Annotated in this window: 19 protein-coding genes; 11 read left to right on the plus strand and 8 right to left on the minus strand. The window is 67.1% G+C overall.

Annotation, left to right across the window (positions count from 1 at the left end):
• The first annotated feature begins 99 nt into the window (after window positions 1-99).
• The 4 genes from I6H87_RS21865 to I6H87_RS21880 all read left to right on the plus strand — a co-directional run bounded on the left by I6H87_RS21865 (window position 100) and on the right by I6H87_RS21880 (window position 4606).
• Complete coding sequence (locus I6H87_RS21865) at window positions 100-1020, plus strand: pyridoxal-phosphate dependent enzyme (RefSeq protein ID WP_011616705.1); 921 nt, start codon at window positions 100-102, stop codon at window positions 1018-1020.
• Window positions 1021-1192: 172 nt separating this feature from the next.
• Window positions 1193-1900 (plus strand): response regulator, encoded by a 708-nt coding sequence (locus I6H87_RS21870; RefSeq protein WP_011616706.1) that lies wholly within the window; start codon window positions 1193-1195, stop codon window positions 1898-1900.
• Between the two features lie 2 nt (window positions 1901-1902).
• Complete coding sequence (locus I6H87_RS21875; protein WP_011616707.1) at window positions 1903-3849, plus strand: sensor histidine kinase; 1947 nt, start codon at window positions 1903-1905, stop codon at window positions 3847-3849.
• 175 nt (window positions 3850-4024) lie between these two features.
• The gene (locus I6H87_RS21880; RefSeq protein ID WP_010814013.1) at window positions 4025-4606 is read left to right on the plus strand and encodes a cysteine hydrolase family protein; all 582 of its coding nucleotides are present in this window, start codon (window positions 4025-4027) and stop codon (window positions 4604-4606) included.
• Window positions 4607-4642: 36 nt separating this feature from the next.
• Here I6H87_RS21880 and I6H87_RS21885 read toward each other — a convergent pair whose 3' ends face one another.
• The 4 genes from I6H87_RS21885 to cysD all read right to left on the minus strand — a co-directional run bounded on the left by I6H87_RS21885 (window position 4643) and on the right by cysD (window position 9457).
• Window positions 4643-5083 (minus strand): nuclear transport factor 2 family protein, encoded by a 441-nt coding sequence (locus tag I6H87_RS21885; protein ID WP_011616708.1) that lies wholly within the window; start codon window positions 5081-5083, stop codon window positions 4643-4645.
• 78 nt (window positions 5084-5161) lie between these two features.
• Window positions 5162-6301 carry a helix-turn-helix transcriptional regulator gene (locus tag I6H87_RS21890; protein ID WP_011616709.1) on the minus strand — a complete coding sequence of 380 codons (1140 nt, stop codon included), beginning with the start codon at window positions 6299-6301 and terminating at the stop codon, window positions 5162-5164.
• 325 nt (window positions 6302-6626) lie between these two features.
• Window positions 6627-8561, minus strand: a complete 1935-nt coding sequence (cysN, locus tag I6H87_RS21895; RefSeq protein WP_011616710.1) for a sulfate adenylyltransferase subunit CysN — start codon at window positions 8559-8561, stop codon at window positions 6627-6629.
• On the minus strand, window positions 8561-9457 hold the full coding sequence (gene cysD, locus I6H87_RS21900) for a sulfate adenylyltransferase subunit CysD (protein WP_010814009.1): 897 nt from the start codon (window positions 9455-9457) through the stop codon (window positions 8561-8563). The genes cysN and cysD overlap by 1 nt, the downstream gene beginning before the upstream one ends.
• A gap of 212 nt (window positions 9458-9669) precedes the next feature.
• Here cysD and I6H87_RS21905 point away from each other — a divergent pair, with 212 nt between their 5' ends.
• The 4 genes from I6H87_RS21905 to I6H87_RS21920 are packed head-to-tail and all read left to right on the plus strand — an operon-like array spanning window position 9670 to window position 13784.
• A complete protein-coding gene (locus I6H87_RS21905) occupies window positions 9670-10788 on the plus strand; it encodes a DUF1214 domain-containing protein (protein WP_010814008.1) in 1119 nt (372 codons plus the stop codon).
• Complete coding sequence (locus tag I6H87_RS21910) at window positions 10785-11978, plus strand: sulfotransferase family protein (RefSeq protein WP_011616711.1); 1194 nt, start codon at window positions 10785-10787, stop codon at window positions 11976-11978. The genes I6H87_RS21905 and I6H87_RS21910 overlap by 4 nt, the downstream gene beginning before the upstream one ends.
• A gap of 33 nt (window positions 11979-12011) precedes the next feature.
• Window positions 12012-12803 (plus strand): SDR family oxidoreductase, encoded by a 792-nt coding sequence (locus tag I6H87_RS21915; protein ID WP_011616712.1) that lies wholly within the window; start codon window positions 12012-12014, stop codon window positions 12801-12803.
• A 15-nt stretch (window positions 12804-12818) separates the two neighbouring features.
• Window positions 12819-13784, plus strand: coding sequence for a hypothetical protein (locus I6H87_RS21920; protein ID WP_011616713.1), 966 nt, complete (start codon window positions 12819-12821; stop codon window positions 13782-13784).
• Window positions 13785-13788: 4 nt separating this feature from the next.
• Here the strand turns inward: I6H87_RS21920 and I6H87_RS21925 are convergent, their stop codons facing one another.
• The 3 genes from I6H87_RS21925 to I6H87_RS21935 are packed head-to-tail and all read right to left on the minus strand — an operon-like array spanning window position 13789 to window position 16682.
• Window positions 13789-14886 carry a 3,4-dihydroxy-2-butanone-4-phosphate synthase gene (locus I6H87_RS21925; RefSeq protein WP_011616714.1) on the minus strand — a complete coding sequence of 366 codons (1098 nt, stop codon included), beginning with the start codon at window positions 14884-14886 and terminating at the stop codon, window positions 13789-13791.
• Window positions 14883-15839, minus strand: a complete 957-nt coding sequence (locus I6H87_RS21930; protein ID WP_011616715.1) for an alpha/beta hydrolase — start codon at window positions 15837-15839, stop codon at window positions 14883-14885. Before I6H87_RS21930 ends, I6H87_RS21925 begins: the two co-directional genes overlap by 4 nt.
• A gap of 33 nt (window positions 15840-15872) precedes the next feature.
• A complete protein-coding gene (locus tag I6H87_RS21935) occupies window positions 15873-16682 on the minus strand; it encodes an SDR family NAD(P)-dependent oxidoreductase (RefSeq protein WP_041688331.1) in 810 nt (269 codons plus the stop codon).
• A 402-nt stretch (window positions 16683-17084) separates the two neighbouring features.
• On the opposite strand from I6H87_RS21935, the gene I6H87_RS21940 reads away from it, so the two are divergent.
• Window positions 17085-18269, plus strand: coding sequence for a helix-turn-helix transcriptional regulator (locus tag I6H87_RS21940; RefSeq protein ID WP_010814001.1), 1185 nt, complete (start codon window positions 17085-17087; stop codon window positions 18267-18269).
• Window positions 18270-18284: 15 nt separating this feature from the next.
• Here I6H87_RS21940 and I6H87_RS21945 read toward each other — a convergent pair whose 3' ends face one another.
• Complete coding sequence (locus tag I6H87_RS21945) at window positions 18285-18629, minus strand: VOC family protein (RefSeq protein ID WP_010814000.1); 345 nt, start codon at window positions 18627-18629, stop codon at window positions 18285-18287.
• A gap of 211 nt (window positions 18630-18840) precedes the next feature.
• Between I6H87_RS21945 and I6H87_RS21950 the strand changes: the two genes are divergently transcribed.
• A complete protein-coding gene (locus tag I6H87_RS21950) occupies window positions 18841-19992 on the plus strand; it encodes an LLM class flavin-dependent oxidoreductase (protein WP_011616717.1) in 1152 nt (383 codons plus the stop codon).
• 193 nt (window positions 19993-20185) lie between these two features.
• Entirely contained in the window at window positions 20186-21379 is a 1194-nt protein-coding gene (locus tag I6H87_RS21955) for an acyl-CoA dehydrogenase family protein (protein WP_011616718.1), read from the plus strand.
• Window positions 21380-21389 lie beyond the last annotated feature (10 nt).

Here is a 21389-nt window from a genome sequence, read left to right on the forward strand (position 1 = left end):
CTACCTAAATAACATTGGTTTGCATAGCTTCCTGCGACTACGATGGCGCAGCTTCCCGCGTTGCGGGGACGGCTCGCTTTCCACATTTCGCTACCAAACATGACGCTTCACATCAGCACACCTTTTGTACAGTCCCAGCCCAATTCGCGGCGGCTCGGCAAACCGGTCTGGCTAAAGATGGAAGCCGCACAGCCGTCCGGGTCTTTCAAGCTTCGGGGTGTCGGAGCCTTGTGTGAAGCGCGGCACGCCGCGGGCGTACAGCGATTCGTTGCATCTTCAGGCGGAAATGCCGGGCTTGCGGCAGCCTATTGCGGACGCGAACTCGGCGTTCCCGTGGTGGTGGTGGTACCGGAGAGCACACCATCGCGAGCGCGCGACCTGATCCGCCTGGAGGGCTCGGAGTTGATCGTGCGCGGAGGCACATGGGCGGAAGCGCACGAGTTTGCACTGTCCCTGATCGGGCCACGCGATGCCTTCGTGCACCCGTTCGACGATCCGCTCATCTGGCAGGGGCACGCCACGCTGGTGGACGAGATCGCGGCATCCGGGCCGAAGCCAGGCGCCATCGTTCTTGCCGTGGGCGGTGGTGGCCTGCTGTGCGGCGTGCTGGAGGGGCTTCAGCGGAATGGCTGGTCCGACGTGCCTGTGATCGCGGTAGAAACCGACGGTGCGGACTGCTACGCCCGCTCGGTTGCCGAAGGCAGGCCGGTCGAACTCGCACAGATCACCAGCGTGGCGACGTCGCTTGGCGCCAGGCGGCCGTGTGATGGCGCGCTCCGATGGGCGCAGCGTCACGAGATCCACAGCGTCGTTGTGTCAGACAAACAGGCGGTGGAGGCAGCGATAAGGCTTCTTGACGAACACCGCGTCCTGGTTGAGCCGGCATGCGGCGCAGCCTTGGCGGCATTGGATTGCGACACCCCGGTGCTGCAGGCGGCGTCCAGCATTGCCGTGGTGGTATGTGGCGGGGCCACGGTGACGGCACAGCAACTGCTTGACTTTGCTGCAAGGCTGGACTGAGCGGGCTTAAGGTAGCAATTTGGTAAGCTCGGCTACCCGCCGGCGAGATTCGCCCGAATTACCTGGTTCCGGGGATGCCCCTCACGGCCGATTTCTGTCAGCCTGGCGTGATCCGGAGATCGGCCAGTTCCGGTGGTACAGCTAAACTCTGGCCGTGACCGCACCGTACCCAATGAGCCAACCATTGACTGACACCGGCGAATCGGTGTTGCCCGCTCCCTTGCTGGTCGTCGAGGACGAGCCACTGATGCAGACCAGGCTACGCACGATCCTGGCCACGCTCGGCTATGCCGAGGAGGCCTTGTGGTTTGCCGGCAGCCTCGCCGACGCCAATGCGCTGCTAACCGCCCAGCCATTTGCGATGGTGCTGGTTGACGTCGGGTTGCCCGACGGCAATGGCATCGACCTCATTCGCGCGTTGCACGAGCGCGATCCTGCCTTGCCAACTCTGGTAATCTCGACCTGGAACACGGAGCGCGTCATCGTGAGCGCGCTGCAGGCGGGTGCCACCGGTTACCTGCTCAAGGAGCGCGACGACCTCGAGATTTCCTTGTCGATCCGCAGTGCGCTGCGCGGCGGAGCGCCGATCGATCCTTTCGTTGCCAGGCACATCCTCGATCTGGTCGCCACGACGGCACCATTGCCAGGCGGGGCGCAAATTCATGCGCGCCGATTGGTCGGCGCGTCGCCGCTGAGCGCACGGGAAATCGAAATCCTCTCGCTGGTCGGCAAGGGCCTGACCAATCGGGAGATCGCGGATTTGCTGTCCTTGTCCAGACTGACGGTCGAATGCCACATCAGGAACATATACAAGAAGTTGGCCGTCCACTCCCGCACGCAGGCCGTTTTCGAAGCGCGTGCGCATGGCTTGTTGCGCTGATCTTGGGCGCCACGCTCCTCGCCGGCGCTGCAAACGCGCAGGAAGGGCCGGGCGCCACCGCCTTTACCCGCATAGAGGCTGCCCGATCGACCTGGCAGGGTGATAGCCCGCCGGCGGCGGGCTGGGTCCCAGTGAAGCTGCCGGACGACTGGTCCTCGCGCTGGCCCGATTTCGACGGCGTGGTCTGGTACCGGCTGAGCTGGCAGTGCGCAGATGCAAGCCAACCCACGGCGCTGATGCTCGCTTACCTGAATATGGCGGGGGCGGTTTATCTCAACGGCAGCTTGCTGATGCGTGACGCGAGCCTCGTCGAACCGCTCACGCGAGCCTGGAATACTCCCCGTTATCAGTTGATATCTCCGCCGTTGCTGCGGGAGGGCACCAACACGCTGCTGATTCGCGTCTCGGGGCTGTCGGCATACCAACCCGGCCTTGGACCAGTATCGGTCGCCGACCCGGACCGCCTGCGGGCCGCTTACGAACAGGCCTACCGGCTGCGTCATGACCTGCAGTTGGTCAGCCTTGCAATCACCGTCGCGCTAGGTTGCTTCTTCTTTTCGCTCTGGGTGATGCGCCGGCAAGAAGTGACCTACGGATGGTTCAGCCTGATGTCGCTGGCCTGGTGGTGGGTGGCGCTGAATCAGGTGGCGACGAGCACCTGGCCGTTTGCCAGTACCGATGCCTGGGGGCGCGCAAATATCATCGCGCTGCTCATCTACAGTGCTGCCTTCACGATGTCCATGGTGCGCTTCTGCGAACGGCGCCTGCCGCGCATCGAAGCGGTGCTCTGGACGCTGGTAGTGTTGGGCGCCGCCGTCATGCTCGGGGCGCCGCACGGTTACCTGACCGACGTGCGCAACACGCTGACGGTGGGACTGGCGTGCAATTTCTTCGCGACGTGCCTCGTATTTCTCTGCTTTGCCGGGCGCAGTGGTCGCACCGACCATCGCATCCTCTCGTTTTGCATTGCAATTTTCCTTGTCGCCGCGGTACACGACCTGCTGAGCTTTCTTGGCATCCTCAAGGACAACCTCTACTACGCGGCCCTCACTTCGCAGTTCCAGATGATCGCCATGGCGCTGGTGCTGGCCTGGCGCTTCGTCGCCAACCTGCGCCGCATTGAACGATTCAATGACGAACTGCACTGCAAGATCGACGCGGCCAAGGCGGAGCTCGCAGCCAACCTGGATCGCCAGCGCGAGTTCGAAGTCGCCAATGCGCGGCTCAGTGAACGGCTCAATCTCGCACACGACCTGCACGACGGGCTCGGCGGCACGCTCGTCAGCGGAATTGCGACACTGGAGCGCATCCCTCACGACATCCCGCCAGGCCAGGTCCTGTCGATCCTCAAGGAGCTGCGCGACGACCTGCGCATCATCATCGATACCACCTCCAGCCAGCAGTTTGGCGAGCACGCGCTGGCAGGTCAGATCGTGCCGCTGCGGCACCGTCTTACGCGGCTGTTCGAGAGCCACGACATCGAGTGCCGGTGGCAGCTCACTGGCCTCGATCAATGCTATCTGCCGACTTCGCAAATTCTTGATGTCATGAGGACCTTGCAAGAGGCGCTGACCAATGTGCTGAAGCACAGCAAGGCGAGTCGCGCGGACGTCGTCCTGCGCAATGATGCCCGGGGGCTGGAGCTGGTTGTCAGCGACAACGGAATGGGCTTCGAACCCGCCGCCATCGAACGGCATCCGGGCACCGGCATGCGCAGCATGCGCGCGCGTACCCGGCGTCTTGGCGGGACGCTCAGCGTGCGATCCACAGGGGAGGGGACAATGCTGACCGTGCGTATCCCAATCGCGGCCGACACCCTTGGATCACCACTTGACCTGCAGCCCGGCCGATCCAGTGATCGAGTTCCTGACCCTGGCATTACCCCCCGTGGCCCAAAGCCTGCCGGCTTCGCCATAGAGACTGATCCTCCGGTTCAGGGCCAAGGTTAGGCCGCCGGCGAGACGAACATAGTCAATGTTGAACGGGCTGCGGATGCATTCGAACCCTCGAAGCCGGGTGCAGGTCGTTCGCTGACGATCCCACGGCCAACTTCCGTAGACGACCCAGAACGGCCAACCGATTGGTCGTGGTAGAGTCGACCATCATTTCTTATCGTGTAGCCTTATGTCGCCACCCGTTGAGATTCCGGCAATTGTTCCCGCGCAAACCGCGCTGGTGGTCATGCATTATCAGACCGACATCCTGGCGCTATTTCCCTCGGTCGCGCCCACTCTGCTCTCCAACACGCGCAAGCTGTGTGACGCCGCGCGGGCCAGGGGCGTCAGCGTTTATTTTGCCAAGATCCACTTTGCTCCAGGCTATCCGGAAGTCAGTCCGTTGAACCGGAACGGGCAGGGAATCAAGCAGCTTGGTCTTTTCGTCGACGACCAGATCTCGCCGGAACTCGGCCAGCAGGCCACCGAGCCGCTGATCATCGCGCATCGCGCCAGCGTGTTCTTTGGTACTGACCTGCAGGTACGGCTTTCCGCGCAGGGTATCGATACCCTGCTCATGGTGGGCATTGCTTCGACCGGTGTGGTGCTGTCGTCGGTCGCCTATGCGAGCGATGCGGACTTCCGGCTATTCACGGTCAAGGATTGCTGCTACGACCCGGATCAGGTCGTGCACGACCATCTCTTTTCAACGGCGTTCGATTCGCGCACAACGGTGCTTTCGCTCGCTGATGCCTTGCGCTTGCTTGCCTAGCATTTCGACCTGCCAGGAGTGCCGCCGCGCCATCTCTCAGGCAGACGGGAAGAGCAGATGATCGGTCAGGTTGCCCTTCAGATCGAGCATCGAATAATTCCGGCGGCTGAAGCGCCAGCGTCCGTCGACCTTTTCGAAGGCGTCATGATAGCGACCGGCCGCGATCACCTGCAGCGCGATTCGGTCGGATGCCTGAAGGACCGTGTAGTACGATCTGACGGTAGCTGTCAGCTTGCCCGAAGCAATCTCAATGATCGGATTGCTGATGACATGCCGGGTTCTGGGCGTTCCATCCGCATGCAATTTCACATAGGCTTGCCAGAGCTTGAGCATGGCCTCGGAACCTCGCAGCACTGCATCTCCGGTGTCGATCTCTGCATGCTCGAACAGTGCGGCGACCCCAGGCAGATCGCCGGCGTCCATGCGCTCGGCATAGATGTAGAGGAGATTGGCAAGCTGCACGGCATCCTCGGTCATCGACTCGTCTCCGGTGGTTTGCGAGGATTAAAGCAGTCCGGCGCTACTCCGGCATCGTCCGCTTGGAGTACGAAGCCCTTACCCCATCCCCACCACACTGGACAGCAACATCTTCACCAGCAGCGCCTGCCGCGTCGCCCCGGTCTTGGCAAAGATGCCCCGCAGGTGCGCCCGTGCCGTGTTCTTCTTGATGCCGAGCCGCATCGCGGCTTCGTCCAGCGTCAGCCCGTCGACCATCAGCAAAGCCAGTTCGATCTCGGTCGGGGTCAGGTGGAACAGCTTGCGCAGGTTGGCGTGGGTGTTGCGCGGCGATCCCGCCGGGTCGCGGATGAACACCGCCACCGCGGGTCGGCGCGACTTGTCTTCGCTGCGATAGCTGAGCGGGATCGGCCGCACCAGCACGCTCAGGGGCGTGGGCGCGGCGGGCCGGCTCAGCGTGGTGACTTCGCTGCGCGGTGCGGCCAGCGCGTGGGCCTGGGCCGCGCCTTCCAGGATCTTGCGGAACCTGCGGTTTTCCACCGGGCAGTGCGCGTGCAGCGCGCCGTCTGACAGGTAGAGGCCGTCGCGCGCCTGCAGCAGGCGGCCGGCGACGTCGTTGGTCCGGATGGTCCTGCCGTGTTCGTCCAGGATCACCGTGCCGACCTGCAGCCGGTCGACGGCATCCGCGTACAGGGACCGTTCGGATGCAAGCACGTCGAGCGCGGCATGCAGGTCCACTGCGCGCTTCAGGTGCGGCAGCAGGCCGTGCAGCAGTGCCTTGTCGGCCTCGCCGAAGTCCTGTCCCGCGTGGACGCGGCTGATGAACAGCGCGCATTCCACGCCGTCGGGCGTGACCAGGTTGGCCGCCAGGATATAGCGCAGGCCCAGCGGTTGAAGGTATTGCGTGTAGAAGGGGTGTGCCAGCCAGCCGGCTTCGCCAAACAGTTCGTCGGCGCTGAAGAGCCGGTCCGGGTGCAGGTCCAGGAAGGGGCACAGCGCGTAGTACTGCTCGCTGTACGAGGGCTCGCCCGGCAGGTGCGGGCCGTAGTCGGAGGCATTGACGATCAGGCCCGGCCGGTCGGTGGCAGGGTGGCGCAGCACCAGCGTGACGAAGGCGGCGCCCAGGCGCTGGCGCACGCTTTCCAGGAAGCCGGCCCAGGGCATGGCTTCGGTCGGGCCCTGGTAGAGCTGGGCGAGCAGGGCGCTCAGCTCGGCGGCGGGCAGGGGGGCTGGCAGCATGATGGCGGTCCGTCGGGTCGTGGCAACAGTCAAAAGCGCGAATCTCGCCCCTGATTGCTGACAAAACCCGCATGCCGCGGGTTTGCTCCCCTCTCCCGCTTGCGGGAGAGGGGCCGGGGGAGAGGGCAGGCATTGGCAGTATCGACAGCCTGCACTTCGTCGACACACCGGCCCTCTCCCCAACCCTCTCCCGCAAGCGGGAGAGGGAGCACACAACTGGTCATTCAGACTCAATGGCACTTGGCAAGCTTGTCAGCACTCCGAGACGCAAATCCCGCTGTTCCCATCGTACCGACCCCGTCCGTCGCCTCATCGTCCGTTCGGCCTAGGGCTTCTCCCGCAGCCACGCCACGATCCGCTCCGCCGCCTGCTGCGCGGTGTCGGCGGTAGTGTCGATGCGGATCTCGGGCCGCTCGGGCGGCTGGTACGGCGAATCGATGCCGGTGAAGTTCTTCAGCTCGCCGCGCCGCGCCTTGCGGTACAGGCCCTTGGGGTCGCGTTGCTCGGCCACCGCCAGCGGCGTGTCAATGAAGACTTCGACGAAATCGCCGTCGCCGGCGAGCGCGCGGGCCATCTCGCGTTCCGAGCGGAACGGCGAGATAAAGGACACCAGCACGATCAGGCCCGCATCGAGCATCAGCCTTGCCACTTCCGCCACGCGCCGGATGTTCTCGACGCGGTCGGCCTCGGCGAAGCCCAGGTCCTTGTTCAGGCCGTGGCGCACGTTGTCGCCGTCGAGCAGGTAGGTGTGGTGGCCCAGCGCGTGCAGGCGCTTTTCCACCAGGTTGGCGATGGTGGACTTGCCCGCGCCGGAGAGCCCGGTGAACCAGACGATGCGCGGCGACTGGTGCTTGAGCGCGGCATGGGCGCGGCGGTCCACGTCGATGGCCTGCCAGTGCACGTTCTGCGCCCGGCGCAGCGCAAAGTGCAGCATGCCGGCGCCGACCGTGTTGTTGCTGAGACGGTCGATGATGATGAAGCCGCCCAGCTCGCGGTTGCGCGCGTAGGGATCGAAGGCCACCGGCTGGTCCAGGTGCAGGTTGCACACGCCGATCTCGTTCAGCTCCAGCGTGCGCGCGGCCAGGTGTTCGAGCGTGTTGACATTGACCTTGTACTTGGGCTGCGCCACGGTCACGCCCACGGTGCGCGTGCCGAGCTTGAGCAGGTAGGGGCGCCCGGGCAGCATGGCGTCCTCGTTCATCCACACCAGCGTGGCCTCGAACTGGTCGGCCACTGCCGGCGGGTCTTGCGGGCAGGCCAGCACGTCGCCGCGGCTGATGTCGATCTCGTCCTCCAGCGTCAGCGTCACCGCCTGGCCGCGCATGGCGTGCTCGCACGCGCCGGCGGCGCCGACGATGCCGGCCACGCGGCTCTCGCGGCCCGAGGGCAGCGCGCGCACGCGGTCGCCACGGCGGATCTCGCCGGCGCTGACGGTGCCGGCAAAGCCGCGGAAGTCCAGGTTGGGCCGGTTGACCCACTGCACCGGCAACCGGAACGGTTCGCCTTGCACGGGCGCGTTGTCGATCGGCACGTTTTCCAGGTGGGCCATCAGCGTCGGGCCGTGGTACCACGGGGTATTGGCGCTGGGCTCGGTGATGTTGTCGCCGCGCAGGGCCGACATCGGAATGCAGGTGATATCGGTCAGGCCGATCTGCCGGGCGAACTCCCGGTACTCGTTCTCGATGCGCGTATGGACCTCGCGCGAGTAGTCGACCATGTCCAGCTTGTTGACGGCCAGCACCACACGGCGAATGCCAAGCGTGGCCACCAGGTAGCTGTGGCGGCGCGTCTGGGTCTGCACGCCGCGGCGCGCATCCACCAGCAGGATGGCCAGGTCGGCGGTGGAGGCCCCGGTGACCATGTTGCGCGTGTACTGTTCGTGCCCGGGCGTGTCGGCGACGATGAACTTGCGCTTGTCGGTGGCGAAGAAGCGGTAGGCCACGTCGATGGTGATGCCTTGTTCGCGCTCCGCGGCCAGGCCGTCCACCAGCAGCGCGAAGTCGAGGTTCTCGCCCTGCGTGCCCATTTTCTTCGAGTCGGCCTCCAGCTGGGCGAGCTGGTCTTCGAACAGCATCTTGGATTCATACAGCAGCCGGCCGATCAGCGTGCTCTTGCCGTCGTCGACGCTGCCGCAGGTGATAAAGCGCAGCAGGCTCTTGTTTTGCTGGGCGCGCAGGTAGTGGGCGATCTCGCCCGAGGTGCCGGTGGCTTGCGCGGCGTCCTGCGCAAGCGCGGGCGCGGTGTCGATCAGGGTTTCCATCAGAAGTATCCCTCCTGCTTCTTTTTTTCCATCGATCCGGCCGAGTCGCTGTCGATCAGCCGTCCCTGGCGCTCCGAGGTGGTTGCCAGCAGCATTTCCTGGATGATGCCGCCGAGGGTGTCGGCCTCGCTCTCGATCGCGCCGGTGAGCGGGTAGCAGCCCAGCGTGCGGAAGCGCACCTTGCGCAGCTGCGGCGTTTCTCCGGGGCGCAGCGGCAGGCGCTCGTCGTCGACCATGATCAGCGTGCCGTCGCGCTCCACCACCGGGCGCTCCTTGGCGTAGTAGAGCGGCACGATGGGGATGTCGTTCAGGTAGATGTATTGCCAGATGTCCAGCTCGGTCCAGTTGGACAGCGGGAACACGCGCAGGCTTTCGCCCTTGCGCTTGCGGGTGTTGTACTGGCGCCAGAGCTCGGGGCGCTGCATCTTCGGGTCCCAGCGGTGCTGGGCGGTGCGTACCGAGAACACGCGCTCCTTGGCGCGCGACTTTTCCTCGTCGCGGCGCGCGCCGCCGAAGGCGGCGTCAAAGCCGTAGTGGTCCAGCGCCTGCTTCAGGCCCTGGGTCTTCCACACGTCGGTATGGACGGCGGAGCCGTGCTCGTGCGGGCTGATATTGCGCGCCAGCCCTTCAGGGTTGACATGCACGCGCAGGTCCAGGCCAAGCCGCGCGGCGGTCTGGTCGCGGAACGCGATCATCTCGCCGAACTTCCATGTGGTATCGACATGCAGCAGCGGGAACGGCGGCCGCGCGGGATGGAAGGCCTTCATGGCAAGGTGCAGCATCACGGCGCTGTCCTTGCCGATGGAATAGAGCATGACGGGGTTTTCGCATTCCGCCACCACCTCCCGCATGATGTGGATGCTCTCCGCCTCCAGTTGCTCCAGGTGGGTCAACATCGGGATCTCCTCTTGGTTTGCCGGCGCCGTGCAGGGATGTCGCGGCGGTCTGGCATGGGCACAAGGTAGCGAGCCGGGGCCCTTCGCCACTTCGTCCGGGCGGACTAAGAAGTCGCGGGACGCGGCGCGCATTTCCTAGTCCACCCGGACGAGGCTGGGGCGGCCCCGCGCTCGGTATCGTTGCTTCGCCGACGAACCACGGGAGCAGGCAGATGGCGAACTCCGCCGAAGAACAATTGCTGAGCGGCCAGACCTGGGCCGAGTTTTGCGAGGTGCTCAAGCGCAGCGGGCAGCAGATCCTGCGCCCGGAGGCCCCGTCGGACGCGCTCACGCGCGCCGAGGGCTTCCGCTACCTGAGCCGCCTGCTGCGCATTGCGCTGGAGATGCATGTGGAATTTGCCGATCCGGCGTTTCCCGGCTTCTTCTCGCCGTCGCACGAAACCGCCAAGATCGGCGCGGACAATCCGGACAACCTGTACCGATACGCACGCCTGGACGGCAGTGCCGAGTACCGCATCCGCGGCCGGCGCGGCACGGTGGCGTACCTGAGTTTCGGCACGCAGAAGGGCGGCTATGAAACCGACGGGCGCATGGTCCAGACCGGCTTTCTCGACAGCAACAAGCTGGCAGTGGCGGCCGATGGCAGTTTCGAGATCGCCCTCAGCGCGCGCCAGCACGAAGGCAACTGGGTGCGCATGGAGCCGGGCACCAACGCGCTGGTGGTGCGGCAGACCTTTATGGACCGCAAGGCCGAGACCCCGGCCGAACTGCACATCGAGCGCCTCAATGGCAGCGACAAGCCGCCCGTGCTCGACGCTGAACGCCTGCATGGCGGCCTGCTGCGCGCCGCTGGCTTTGTCGAGGGGACCGCGCGCATCTTCGCCGACTGGGCCCAGGGCTATGGCGGCCATGTCAATGCGCTGCCGCCCGCCGACCAGGCCGTATGCCAGGCGGCCGGCGGCGATCCCAACATCTTCTACTACCACTCCTGCTGGGCGCTGGCGGACGACGAGGCGCTGGTGGTCGAGGTGGACCGGGTGCCGGCCTGCGATTTCTGGAATTTCCAGATCAACAACTACTGGATGGAGTCGCTCGACTACCGCTACCACGACATCTGCCTGAACAAGCACAGTGCCCGCCTGGATGCCAACGGCGGCGTCACCGTCGTCCTCAGCGCGCGCGATCCGGGCCTGCCCAACTGGCTGGAAGCCGCGGGCCACCGCAACGGCACCATGTGCTGGCGCTGGGTGGGGGCGGCGCAGCCGGTGCATCCGCGCACGCGCGTGGTCAAGCTTGAATCGCTCAGGAATGAATGCCGGGAGAACGCATGAACACCATCGCATCCGACCACACCGCAGTGCTTGACGTGGAGCGACTGCTGGCACAGGCCAGCGCACAGTCCGGCGGACTGACTGACTTTGGCCCGGGCGATTACCGCGAGGCGCTGGCGGTGCTGTCCGACTCGCTTGCGCGCGAAGCCGGGCTGTCGCCGCAGGGCGCGCAGATGCTGCAAGGCAAGCTGCAGGCGCAACTGGTGAACCGGCTGGTGATCCAGGACTACTGCCGGCGCTATCCCGAAATCCTGGAAGAGCGCGTCGACGATCCGCTGGTGATCGTCGGCCTGCCGCGCACCGGCACCACGCTGCTGCAGCGCATGCTGGCCACGGACGCGCGCTTCCACTCGGCGGCGTGGTGGGAAACGCGCTACCCGGCGCCGCTGCCCGGCGAGGACGTGCGCGATGCCGGCCGGCGCATCGGGCTGGCGCGCGAGGAGGTGGCGCAGATGATCCGCTTTATCCCGGACATCCTCGCCATCCATCCGCTCGACGCGATGGCGGCCGACGAGGAATTCATGCTGATGGAGCATTCCTTCCTGTGCGCGATGGATTCCTACGCCAACGTGCCGTCCTATACCGACTGGCTGGCGCGCCAGGACCACACCCAGGTCTATGCCTACCTGAAGACCATGCTGCAGTTCCTGCAGTGGCAGAAGCGGCAGCGCGGCGAGCCGCCGGCGCAGCGGTGGGTGCTGAAGACGCCGCAGCACCTGCATACGCTGGAAATCCTGTTCCGGGTCTTCCCCGGCGCGCAGGTCGTGCTGACCCATCGCGACCCCGCCCAGACCATTCCGTCGATGGCCAGCATGGCGCATACGCTGTGGAAGCTGTACGCCGACGCGCCCGATGCCGCCACGGTGGGGCGGCAGTGGAGCGGGCAGATGCAGCGCGCCACCGCCCATGCCATGACGGTGCGCGACGGGCTGCCTGCCGATTGCTTCCTCGACGTGCGTTTCGAGGATACCGTGCGCGATCCCTTCGGCGTGGCGCAGGCGGTCTACCGCTTTGCCGGCATGCCGCTGACCGAGTCCGCGCGCGCCGGCATGTGGGCATGGATGGAGGGCAACCCGCGCAACCAGCGCGCGGCGCACGCCTATACGCTGGAGCAGTTCGGACTGAGCCAGGAACAACTGGAACGCGATTTCGCCGGCTACCGCGCACGGCACATCCTGAAGCAAAACTAAGACTGCGCACTGCGCATCACAGGAGACAACACCATGCTGTTGAAAGACAAGGTCGTCATCGTGTCGGGAATCGGTCCCGGGCTGGGCGTCAAGCTGGCCGTTGAGGCGGCGCGCGAAGGCGCCCGCGCCGTTGCCATCGCCGCGCGCACCGCGGCGAAGCTGGACGACGCCCAAGCCCGCATCGATGCACTAGGCGCCGACTGCGAAGTGCTCAAGGTGGTGACCGACATCACCGACCGGGCCCAGTCCCGGCACCTGGCCGGCGAGACCATGCGCCGCTTCGGCCGCATCGATGCGCTGGTCAACAGCGCCTTCCAGCATGGCAACTTCCCCGAGCCGGTGGAAGCGGCCGACCTGGATGTCTGGCGCCAGGTGTTCGACACTAACGTGTTCGGCACCATGACGCTGACGCAGGAAGTGGCGGCGCTGATGAAGCCGCAGGGCGGCGGCGCCATTGTCATGATCAACACCCAGGCCACGCGCAAGCCGATGCCCGGCGAATCCGGCTACGCGACGTCCAAGGGCGCGCTGGCGGTGGCGGTCAAGTACCTGGCGCGCGAACTGGGCCCGCATGGCATCCGCGCCAACAGCATCTTCATGGGCTGGATGTGGGGCGAGCCGGTGCAGGGCTATGTGCGCCACGCCGCGGCCGAGCAGGGCGTGAGCGAGGACACCGTGATCGCGCCGGTGACCGCGCAGATTGCGCTGGGCCGCATGCCGACCGACGACGACTGCGCGCGCGCTGCGCTGTTTCTCGTGTCAGACTACGCTAGGGCCATCACCGGCGCTTCGCTCGATGCCAACGGCGGCGATTTCATGCCCTGAGTCCTGACCACACCAATGACACGCTACTTTGCCTTCAACGGCGACGCCGACGGCCTGTGCGCCCTGCAGCAGCTGCGCCTGGCGCAGCCCGGCGACGCCACGCTGGTCACCGGCGTCAAGCGCGATATCCGGCTGCTCGAGCGCATCGACGCCGGGCCCGGCGATACCGTGACCGCGCTGGACATCTCGCTGGAGCAGAACCGCGATGGCCTGATGCGGCTGCTCGGCGCCGGTGCGCGGGTGGACTACTTCGACCACCACCATGCCGGCGAACTGCCCGGGCATGCCGGCCTGTGCGCGCATATCGACGAGGGGCCGGAGGTCTGCACCAGCCTCCTGGTCGACCGCCACCTGGACGGCTGCCACCGGCGCTGGGCGATCACCGCCGCGTTCGGCGACAACCTGGGCAGCGTGGCGCGCGCGCTGGCGGCGCAGGCCGGGCTGGGCGAGCGCGAAACCGCGGTGCTGGAACAGCTGGGCACGTGCCTGAACTACAACGCCTATGGCGAGTGCGTGGCGGACCTGCATTTCGATCCCGCCGAGCTGGCGCGGCACATGCTGCCGTTTGCCGACCCGCTGGCGTTCGCCGCGCAATGCGGGGCCTATGCGGTGCTGTGCGACGGCTATGCGGACGACATGGCCCGCGCGCGCTGCCTGGCGCCCGCGCACGAAGTGCCCGGCGCCGCGCTGCTGGTGCTGCCTGACGCGCCGTGGGCCCGGCGCGCGATCGGCGTGCTGGCCAATGAACTGGTGCGCGGGCGGCCCGGCGACGCCATCGGCCTGCTCTCGCCGAAGTCCGGCGGCGGCTTTGCCGTCAGCGTGCGGGTGCCCGCCCACAGTCCCACCGGGGCGGCCGATTTCTGCCGCGGCTTCGAGACCGGCGGCGGCCGGCGCCTGGCAGGCGGCATCAACCACCTGCCGGACGCCGAAGTGGAGCGCTTCACGCGCTGCTTTGCAGATTGCTTCGGTCCCCGTTCCTGATAATTCAGCACGGCGGCACGAACTCGGTGACCTCCAGGTCGAAGCCGGTGACGGCGCGATACGGCACCGGGTGGCTGAGCAGGCGCAGCCTGTGCGCCCCCACATCGCGCAGGATCTGCGCCCCGACCCCCAGCGCGCGTTGCGCGAAGGCCGGCGCCGGCGTGGCGGCGGCCGGCGCTGCCAGCCGCTCCAGCCGCTGCTGCGGCGATTCGCGCTCATCCAGCAGCACCAGCACCCCACAACCTTCGGCGCCGATGCGGGCGAGCGAGCGCTCCAGGTTCCAGGCGGGCAGGGCCGGCGCGCCGAAGCCGAGCACGTCGCGCTGCATTTCCACTGCCTGCACGCGCGTCAGCACCGGGCGCTGCGGGTCGGGCTGACCCAGCACCAGCGCCAGATGGAGCGCATCGACCGGCGCGTCATGGTAGGCGTGCACGGTGAAGCATCCATAGGGCGTAGCCAGTTCCGTCGAATGCGTGCGGCACAGTGCGCTTTCGGTCAGCAGCCGGTGGTGGATCAGCCCGCTGATCGAAACCGCCGGCAGGCCGTGGTGCCGCGCGAAGGCCAGCAGGGCGGGGCCGCGCAGCAGGTCGCCGTCGTCATCGAGCAGCATCGCGTAGGCGCCGGCGGCCACGCGCCCGGCCAGCGCCGGCAGGTCGGAGCAGGCCTCGGCAAAGCCCGCGCGGCGCAGCACGCCGTCGGGCTGGGCCACCACCGGGAAGATGTGGCCGGGCTGGACCAGGTCATGCGGCTGCGCGCGCGCTGCCGCCGCCACGCGCAGCGTGAGCGCGCGGTCGGCGGCGGAGATGCCGGTGCTGACGCCGCTGGCCGCTTCGATCGACACCGTGTAGCGCTCGCGCTGGCGGTGGTTCGCGGCCATCGGCGGCAGCTGCAGCAGCGCGCGGCGCGCCTCGGTGATTGCCATGCAGACCAGGCCGCGCGCCTCGGCGGCCATGAAGTTGACATCGGCCTCGCTGGCGCGCTCGGCGGCAACCAGGACGCAGCCGGTGGCCTCGTCGGTCTCGTCCTCGATCACCAGCACACGCTGGCCCGCGGCCAGTGCCGCGAGCACGTCGGCCATCGGCGGCAGTGTGGTGGCGCTCATGCTGCCTCCTGCCGGCTGGTACTGCCGAAGGCCTGGCGCAGCGATGCCGCGGCCGCATCCAGTGCATCGCTGGCGGCATCGATCATCCCCTGCATGCTGATAAAGCCGTGAAACTGGCCGGGCCAGCGGCGCACGGTGGCGCTGCCGCCCGCGCGCTGCAGGGCCTCGCCATAGGCCTCGCCCTGGTCGCGCAGCGGGTCGTATTCGGCGGTGATGATGGTGGCTGGCGGCAGGCCATGCAGCTCGCGCTGGTGCAGCGGGCTGGCGCGCACATCGGTGGCGTCCGCCGGGTTGGCCAGGTACTGGGCGCGATACCAGTCCAGTTCCGCGGCACTGAGGAAGTAGCCCTGCGCGCATTCGCGGTAGCTGGCGCTGGTGGCCGCGGCGTCGCTGCAGTCCAGGTAGGGGTAGAGCAGCAGCTGGTGCCGCAGCGCGATGGCGCTGCCGCGCAGCTGCTGGCAGGCAACGGCGGCAAGGTTGCCGCCGGCGCTGTCGCCGGCCACGGCAAGGCGGGCCGGGTCGGCGCCCAGTTGCGCCGCATGCGCGGCGGCCCAGCGCACGGCCGCGACGGCGTCGTCGGCCGCGGCCGGGAAGCGTGCCTCCGGCGCGAGCCGGTAGTCGACCGACAGCACCAGCGCGCCGCTGCGGCGCGCCAGGCCGCGGCAGATGTTGTCGTGCGAATCGAGGCCGCAGAGGACAAAGCCGCCGCCATGGAAATAGACCACGAGCGGCAGTGCGGTGCCGTCGTCGGGCCGGTACAGGCGGGCCTTCAGCGGGCCTGCGGCGCCATCGATGGTGAGGTCTTGCTGCGCGGCGACGGTGTCGCCGGGCGCGAACGCGGGCATGGCAGCCAGCGCGGCACGGTAGTCGGCCGCGCGCAGCGCGGAAAAGTCGGGGCTGGGCATGGCGGCCATGGCTTCAAGCACGGCGCGGGCCTGGGGATCGAGCGGCATGGGGTCTCCTGGATTGCAGTGGGGAAATCGGTGTCAGAGCGCGAACGCCGGCGCGGTGCCGGCGGCAATGCCTTGCGCGCGCGCAAGCGCCGCATGCACGGCCTGCTCGTGTGGCAGGATCCAGAACTGGCCGGCCGAGACCCCGTCCAGGATGTAGCGCGCGACCGCGTCCGGCGTGATGCCGGCGGCAATGCCGCTGCGCAGCGCGCCGTTCATGTGGTCCACCTCCTGCGCGCCGCCGCCGTCGAGGCCGGCAGCGATGCCGGTGGCCACCGGACCGGGGCAGACCACGGACACGCCCAGCGGCAGGCCCGCCGCCTGCAACTCCAGCGCGAGCCCTTCGCTGAGCGCCACCACCGCTTGCTTGGACAGCGTGTAGGGGGCCAGCCACGGCCCCACGGCCAGGCCGGCCATCGAGGCCACGTTGACGATATGGCCGGCGCCTTGTGCCGCCATGCGCGGCACGAAGCAGCGCAGCGCGTGCAGCACGCTCCACAGGTTGACGCGCATCACGTGGTCGAACACTTCCGGCGGCAGCTCCCAGCAGCGGCCGGTGACGAGCACGCCGGCGTTGTTGACCAGCAGGTCCACACGGCCCAGGCGCAGGAAGCTCTCTTCACATAGGTGCTCGATCTGCCGCGCGTCGCAGACATCGGTGGGGACGGCGATGACGTTCGCCCCCTGGCCGGCAAGCGCCTCGCGCACCGCTTCAAGCGCGCCGGCGTCGATATCGGCCAGCGCCAGCGCGTAGCCTTGCGCTGCCAGCGCCTGCGCGAGCGCGCGGCCGATGCCGCTTGCCGCTCCGGTGATCACTGCGGCCTGCTGCCGCGGGTTTGCCGCCATGGTCATGGTTCTCCGTGAAAAGAAGGCGGCGGGGATCGCCGCGCATGGCTGACTTGTAGCGGCAGCGCGGCGGCACGGCATCGTCTGTTTGGGTAGGACAGGGTGGCATCACACGGCGTGTAGGGGTTTGCCCTTGAACGGCCGGGACGGGTCTGTCCTTAGTCTGTTTGGAGTATGTGTTCGGCCCGCCGGCGCGTGAGGATTGGCCTGTCCCGCAGGACTAGTCCGGCCAGCGTGTGCAGCCGGTCTTGCCTAGGGCAAACCACGAAGGCGGGGGCAAGCCGCGACCCCTTTGCCGTCCCTATAATCAGGGCACAAAAAAGGGCCACAGAGCCCGTAGCAGGCCAGCGCCGACCCGGCACGCCCGAAGCGCTGCGCACGCCACAATGGAGACAGAGGAAAATGCTGATGGAGGTTAGCCAGAACCAGGCGGCCGCACACCTGTTCGCGCAGGCGACGGTGTCGCTGTCGGAGTTCAGCACATTGCTGGGCAATATCTACCAGGGCCCGATGGAGCAGGTGCCCTGGGGCAAGGCACTGGAACAGATCCGCCGCCAGCTCAATGCCAACTATTGCACCCTGATCCTGCGCTCGCCGGCCACGGACCGGCCCGGGCTGATGATCAATGCGTCCGAGCATGGCTCGACCTTGCCGGGCGAGACCTCCTACAACAACTACTACTACGCGCTCGACCCGTTCATCGGCCTGCCGTCGGACCGGGTGGTGACCATCGATGAGCATCTCGGGCCCGGCGCCTGGTGCCAGAGCGAGCTCTACCAGCAGTTCCTCAAGGACATCGGCATCCGCTACATCCTTGGCGCGGACCTGCGTACCGATGACGGCGTCGAATGCCGCTTCCGCGTGTGCCGCGAGCATGACGGACGCGACTTCTCCGCCGCGGACAAGGCGCTGTGCACCGCGCTGCTGCCGCACCTGAAGCGCGCGGTGGACCTGCACTCGCGCATCGACGTGGTTGAATCCGAGCGCACCGTCTATGCCAGCGCCATCGACCGCATGCTGGTCGGGATGGTGATCCTGGACGAGTCCGGCACCATCATCAAGACCAATGCCGCCGCCGATGAAATCCTGGGCGCCAAGGATGGCATCCGTGTCGCCAAAGGCAGCCTGGACGTGGAATACGGCCAGGAGAACCGCAAGTTCCAGCGCCTGCTGCGCCAGGCCATGATGGGCCACCTCGGCACCACGCCGGCGCTGATGGAAGCGATGTCGATCACGCGCCCGTCCGGCAGCGCCAGGCTGGGCGTGCTGATCCGCACCATCCCGCTCAGCGAGTGGTCCGAGGACAACCGCAAGCGCCCCGCCTGCGTGGTGTTCATCCGCGACCCCGAGCGGCGCTCGCAGGCCTCGCACGAGGTCGTGCGCCAGCTGTTCGACTTCACCCCGGCGGAGACGCAGCTGGCGCTGCAGCTGGCCAACGGGCTCACGCTCGATGAGGCTGCGGACGAGCTCGGCATCAGCAAGAACACGGCGCGCGCGCACCTGCGCGCGATCTTCTCCAAGACCGGCGTGACCCGGCAGGCCACGCTGGTGCGCATGCTGCTGAGCAGCGTGATTTCTCTCGGCTAAACCACGTAACGCACGTCAGGGCTTTGCGCTGAGCACCAGCGCAAAGCCTTCCGGCGTTTCCAGCACCGCGCGCGTCTCATGCGGCCCCTGCGCCGCGGGCAGCGTCACGCCGGCACCGGCACCCACCAGCCGCGCCATTGCCGCGGCGATATCGTCACCCTCATCCACCTTGAAGGCCAGCGCGGGCTGGTCCACCAGGCGTTCCTCGCCGGCCACCAGCGCCAGCGTCAGCGCGCCCGCGTCGAGCGCGCAATAGCGGTTTCCGTCGCGAAACTTCACCGGTAGTCCGAGTCCTTCCGTGAAGAACGGCAGCGCGGTGTCGATGTCCGCGACGGGGTAAAGCAGCAGCCTGGCTTGCATGATGTCCTGATCCTCCTGGTGAAAGCGGGCGTGATGCCCGCGGCCAATGATAGGGATGCTCCATGTCCTGTTCATAATCCAATCAGACGATGTTGCAACGCCTTGCGCCGACCACACTGCGATCACACAGGCCGTTTCGGGCCGGTGGCGCGGCAACGGGCGGCGCCCCGGCGGCGGTCCTGAACCATCAATGCCAGACAAGGGGACTGCAATGCGTTTTTCACTGATCTATGAAGCCCAGACCGTCGATGCCTCGCGTGCCGGCGACCACAAGGTGTTCGATGAAATCATGGAACAGGTGGTGCTGGCCGAGGACATGGGCTTTGACGTGGTCTGGGCGGTCGAGCACACCGCACTGACCAACTATGCGCACATGAGCGCGCCGGAAACCTTCCTGGCCTTCGTCGCCGGGCGCACGCAGCGCATCGGCATCGGCCACGGCGTGGTGTGCCTGCCGCCGGCGATGAACCATCCGGTCAAGGTGGCCGAGCGCATCGCCACGCTGGACATCCTGTCCGGAGGCCGCGTGCACTTCGGCGTGGGCAAGGGCGGCACCCAGCAGGAGGCCGGCACCTTCGGCTACGACCTGAACAGCCTGCACCCGATGATCGACGAATCGATGTACCTGATCCCGAAGATCATGACGCAGGACGAGATCGAGCACGACGGCGAGTTCATCAAGATCCCGCGCCGCCCGATCCACCCCAAGCCGCGCCAGGACCCGCACCCGCTGATGTACCTGGCCTGCACCAATGCCGACACGCTGCAGCGCGCCGGCGCGCGCGGCATGGGCGCGCTGGTGCTTGGCTTTGGCGGCCCCGAGGATGTCGCCAAAAAGAACGAGATCTACCGTACCGCGTGGGAGACCCGCAAGCCTGAGGACCAGGTGGGCTTCCGCCCGCACCAGCACCTGGCCGCGCTGTGCCCGACCATCGTGCTGGAAGACGGCCTGGCCGCGCGCAAGATCGGCATCAAGGGCCAGCGTTATTTCATGGAGTCGCTGTCGTACTGGTATGCCGGCGGCGAGCGGCCCGACCCGTCCACCTGGGACGACGAGCATGTCACCGCCACGGACGCGCAGGGCAAGGCCGTCATCAACACCAAGTTCGCCTCAGAGAAGGTCTCGGTGGATTTCAGCGACCCGTCGATGATGATGCTCAACCCCAACCATGCCTACGGTACCGTCGAGGACTGTATCGGCTACGTGCAGCGCCTGATCGATTCCGGCGCCGACGAGATCCTGTTCATCTGCCAGATGGGCACGGTGCCGCAGTGGGCGCAGCTGGAAACCATCCGCAATATCGGCGAGCACGTGATCCCGCACTTCCGCAAGCAGGGACGGAAGCTGCGCGCGCTGGCTTGATCGGCGCTATGCAAGCCTGCGGGTTTGCTCCCCTCTCCCGCTTGCGGGAGAGGGGCCGGGGGAGAGGGCCAGAGCATCCACGAAGTCCCACTCACCAAATCGCGACATAGCTAGTCCCAACAGACGATGGCACCCGGCCCCACCGGTGCAAACATCAAGGCCAGCTACAAGACCAAGCAACAAGGAGACCGCGGTGCATCACGACAACAATCCCAAGGAACTGGCGGCACGGCTGATCGCGCGTGCCGAGCAGATGATTCCGGTGCTGGCCGAGCGCGCCGCGCAGGCCGAGGCCGAAGCGCGCATTCCCGCCGAGACCATTGCCGACATGCAGGCCGCGGGCTTCTTCAAGGTGCTGCAGCCCCGCCGCCACGGCGGCTACGAACTCGATCCGCAGACCTTCTTCCGCATCCAGATGGCGCTGGCCAAGGGCTGCATGTCCACCGCCTGGGTCTATGGCGTGGTCGGCGTGCACAACTGGCAGCTGGCACTGTTCGACGAGCGCGCGCAGCAGGAAGTGTGGGGCAGCAACCCTGCCACGCTGATCGCCTCGACCTATATGCCGGTGGGCAAGGTCACGCCGGTCGAAGACGGCTATCGCTTCTCCGGCCACTGGAAGTTCTCCAGCGGCAGCGAACTGTGCGACTGGATCTTCCTGGGCGGGCTGGTGCCGCCGGCCGAGCCGGGCGGCGCCTATGACTACCGCACCTTCCTGCTGCCGCGCTCCGACTACAAGATCGTGCGCAACTGGGATGTGCTGGGCCTGCGCGCGACCGGCAGCCACGATATCGTGGTCGAGGACGTGTTCGTGCCCGAGTACCGCACCCACCGCGCCGTCGATGGCGCCATGGGCACCAGCCCGGGGCTGGCGGTCAATGACGTTCCGCTGTACCGGCTGCCGTTCGCGCAGATCTTCGTGCGCGCGGTGTGCACCGCCTGCATCGGCGCGCTGGAAGGCACGCTCGATGACTTTGTCGCCTATGCCGACGGCCGCGTCAGCAGCAACGGTGGCGGAAAGACCGCGGAAGACGGCGGCGCGCAGATGGCTTGCGCCAACGCGCAGGTCGCCATCGACGAGATGCGGACCATCCTTGAGCGCAATTTCGACGAGCTGCTGGCCGTTGCGCGTGAAGGCGGCCAGGTGCAGACCCCGCGCCGCCTGCATTTCCGCTACCAGTCCGCGCAAGTGGCCGAGCGCTGCGCGCAGCTGGCCAACGGCCTGCTGCGCTATGCCGGCGGCAACGGCATCTACCGCAGCAACCCGATGGTGCGCCGCTTCCTCGACCTGCATGCGGCCCGCGCCCACTACGCCAACAACCTGGACCGCTTCGGCCAGAACCTGGGCGGCGTGATGATGGGCCGCGCCAACACTGACTTCTTCATTTGAGCCGCGCGCC

The sequence above is a fragment of the Cupriavidus necator genome (assembly GCF_016127575.1).
GTDB classification, from domain to species: domain Bacteria; phylum Pseudomonadota; class Gammaproteobacteria; order Burkholderiales; family Burkholderiaceae; genus Cupriavidus; species Cupriavidus necator_D.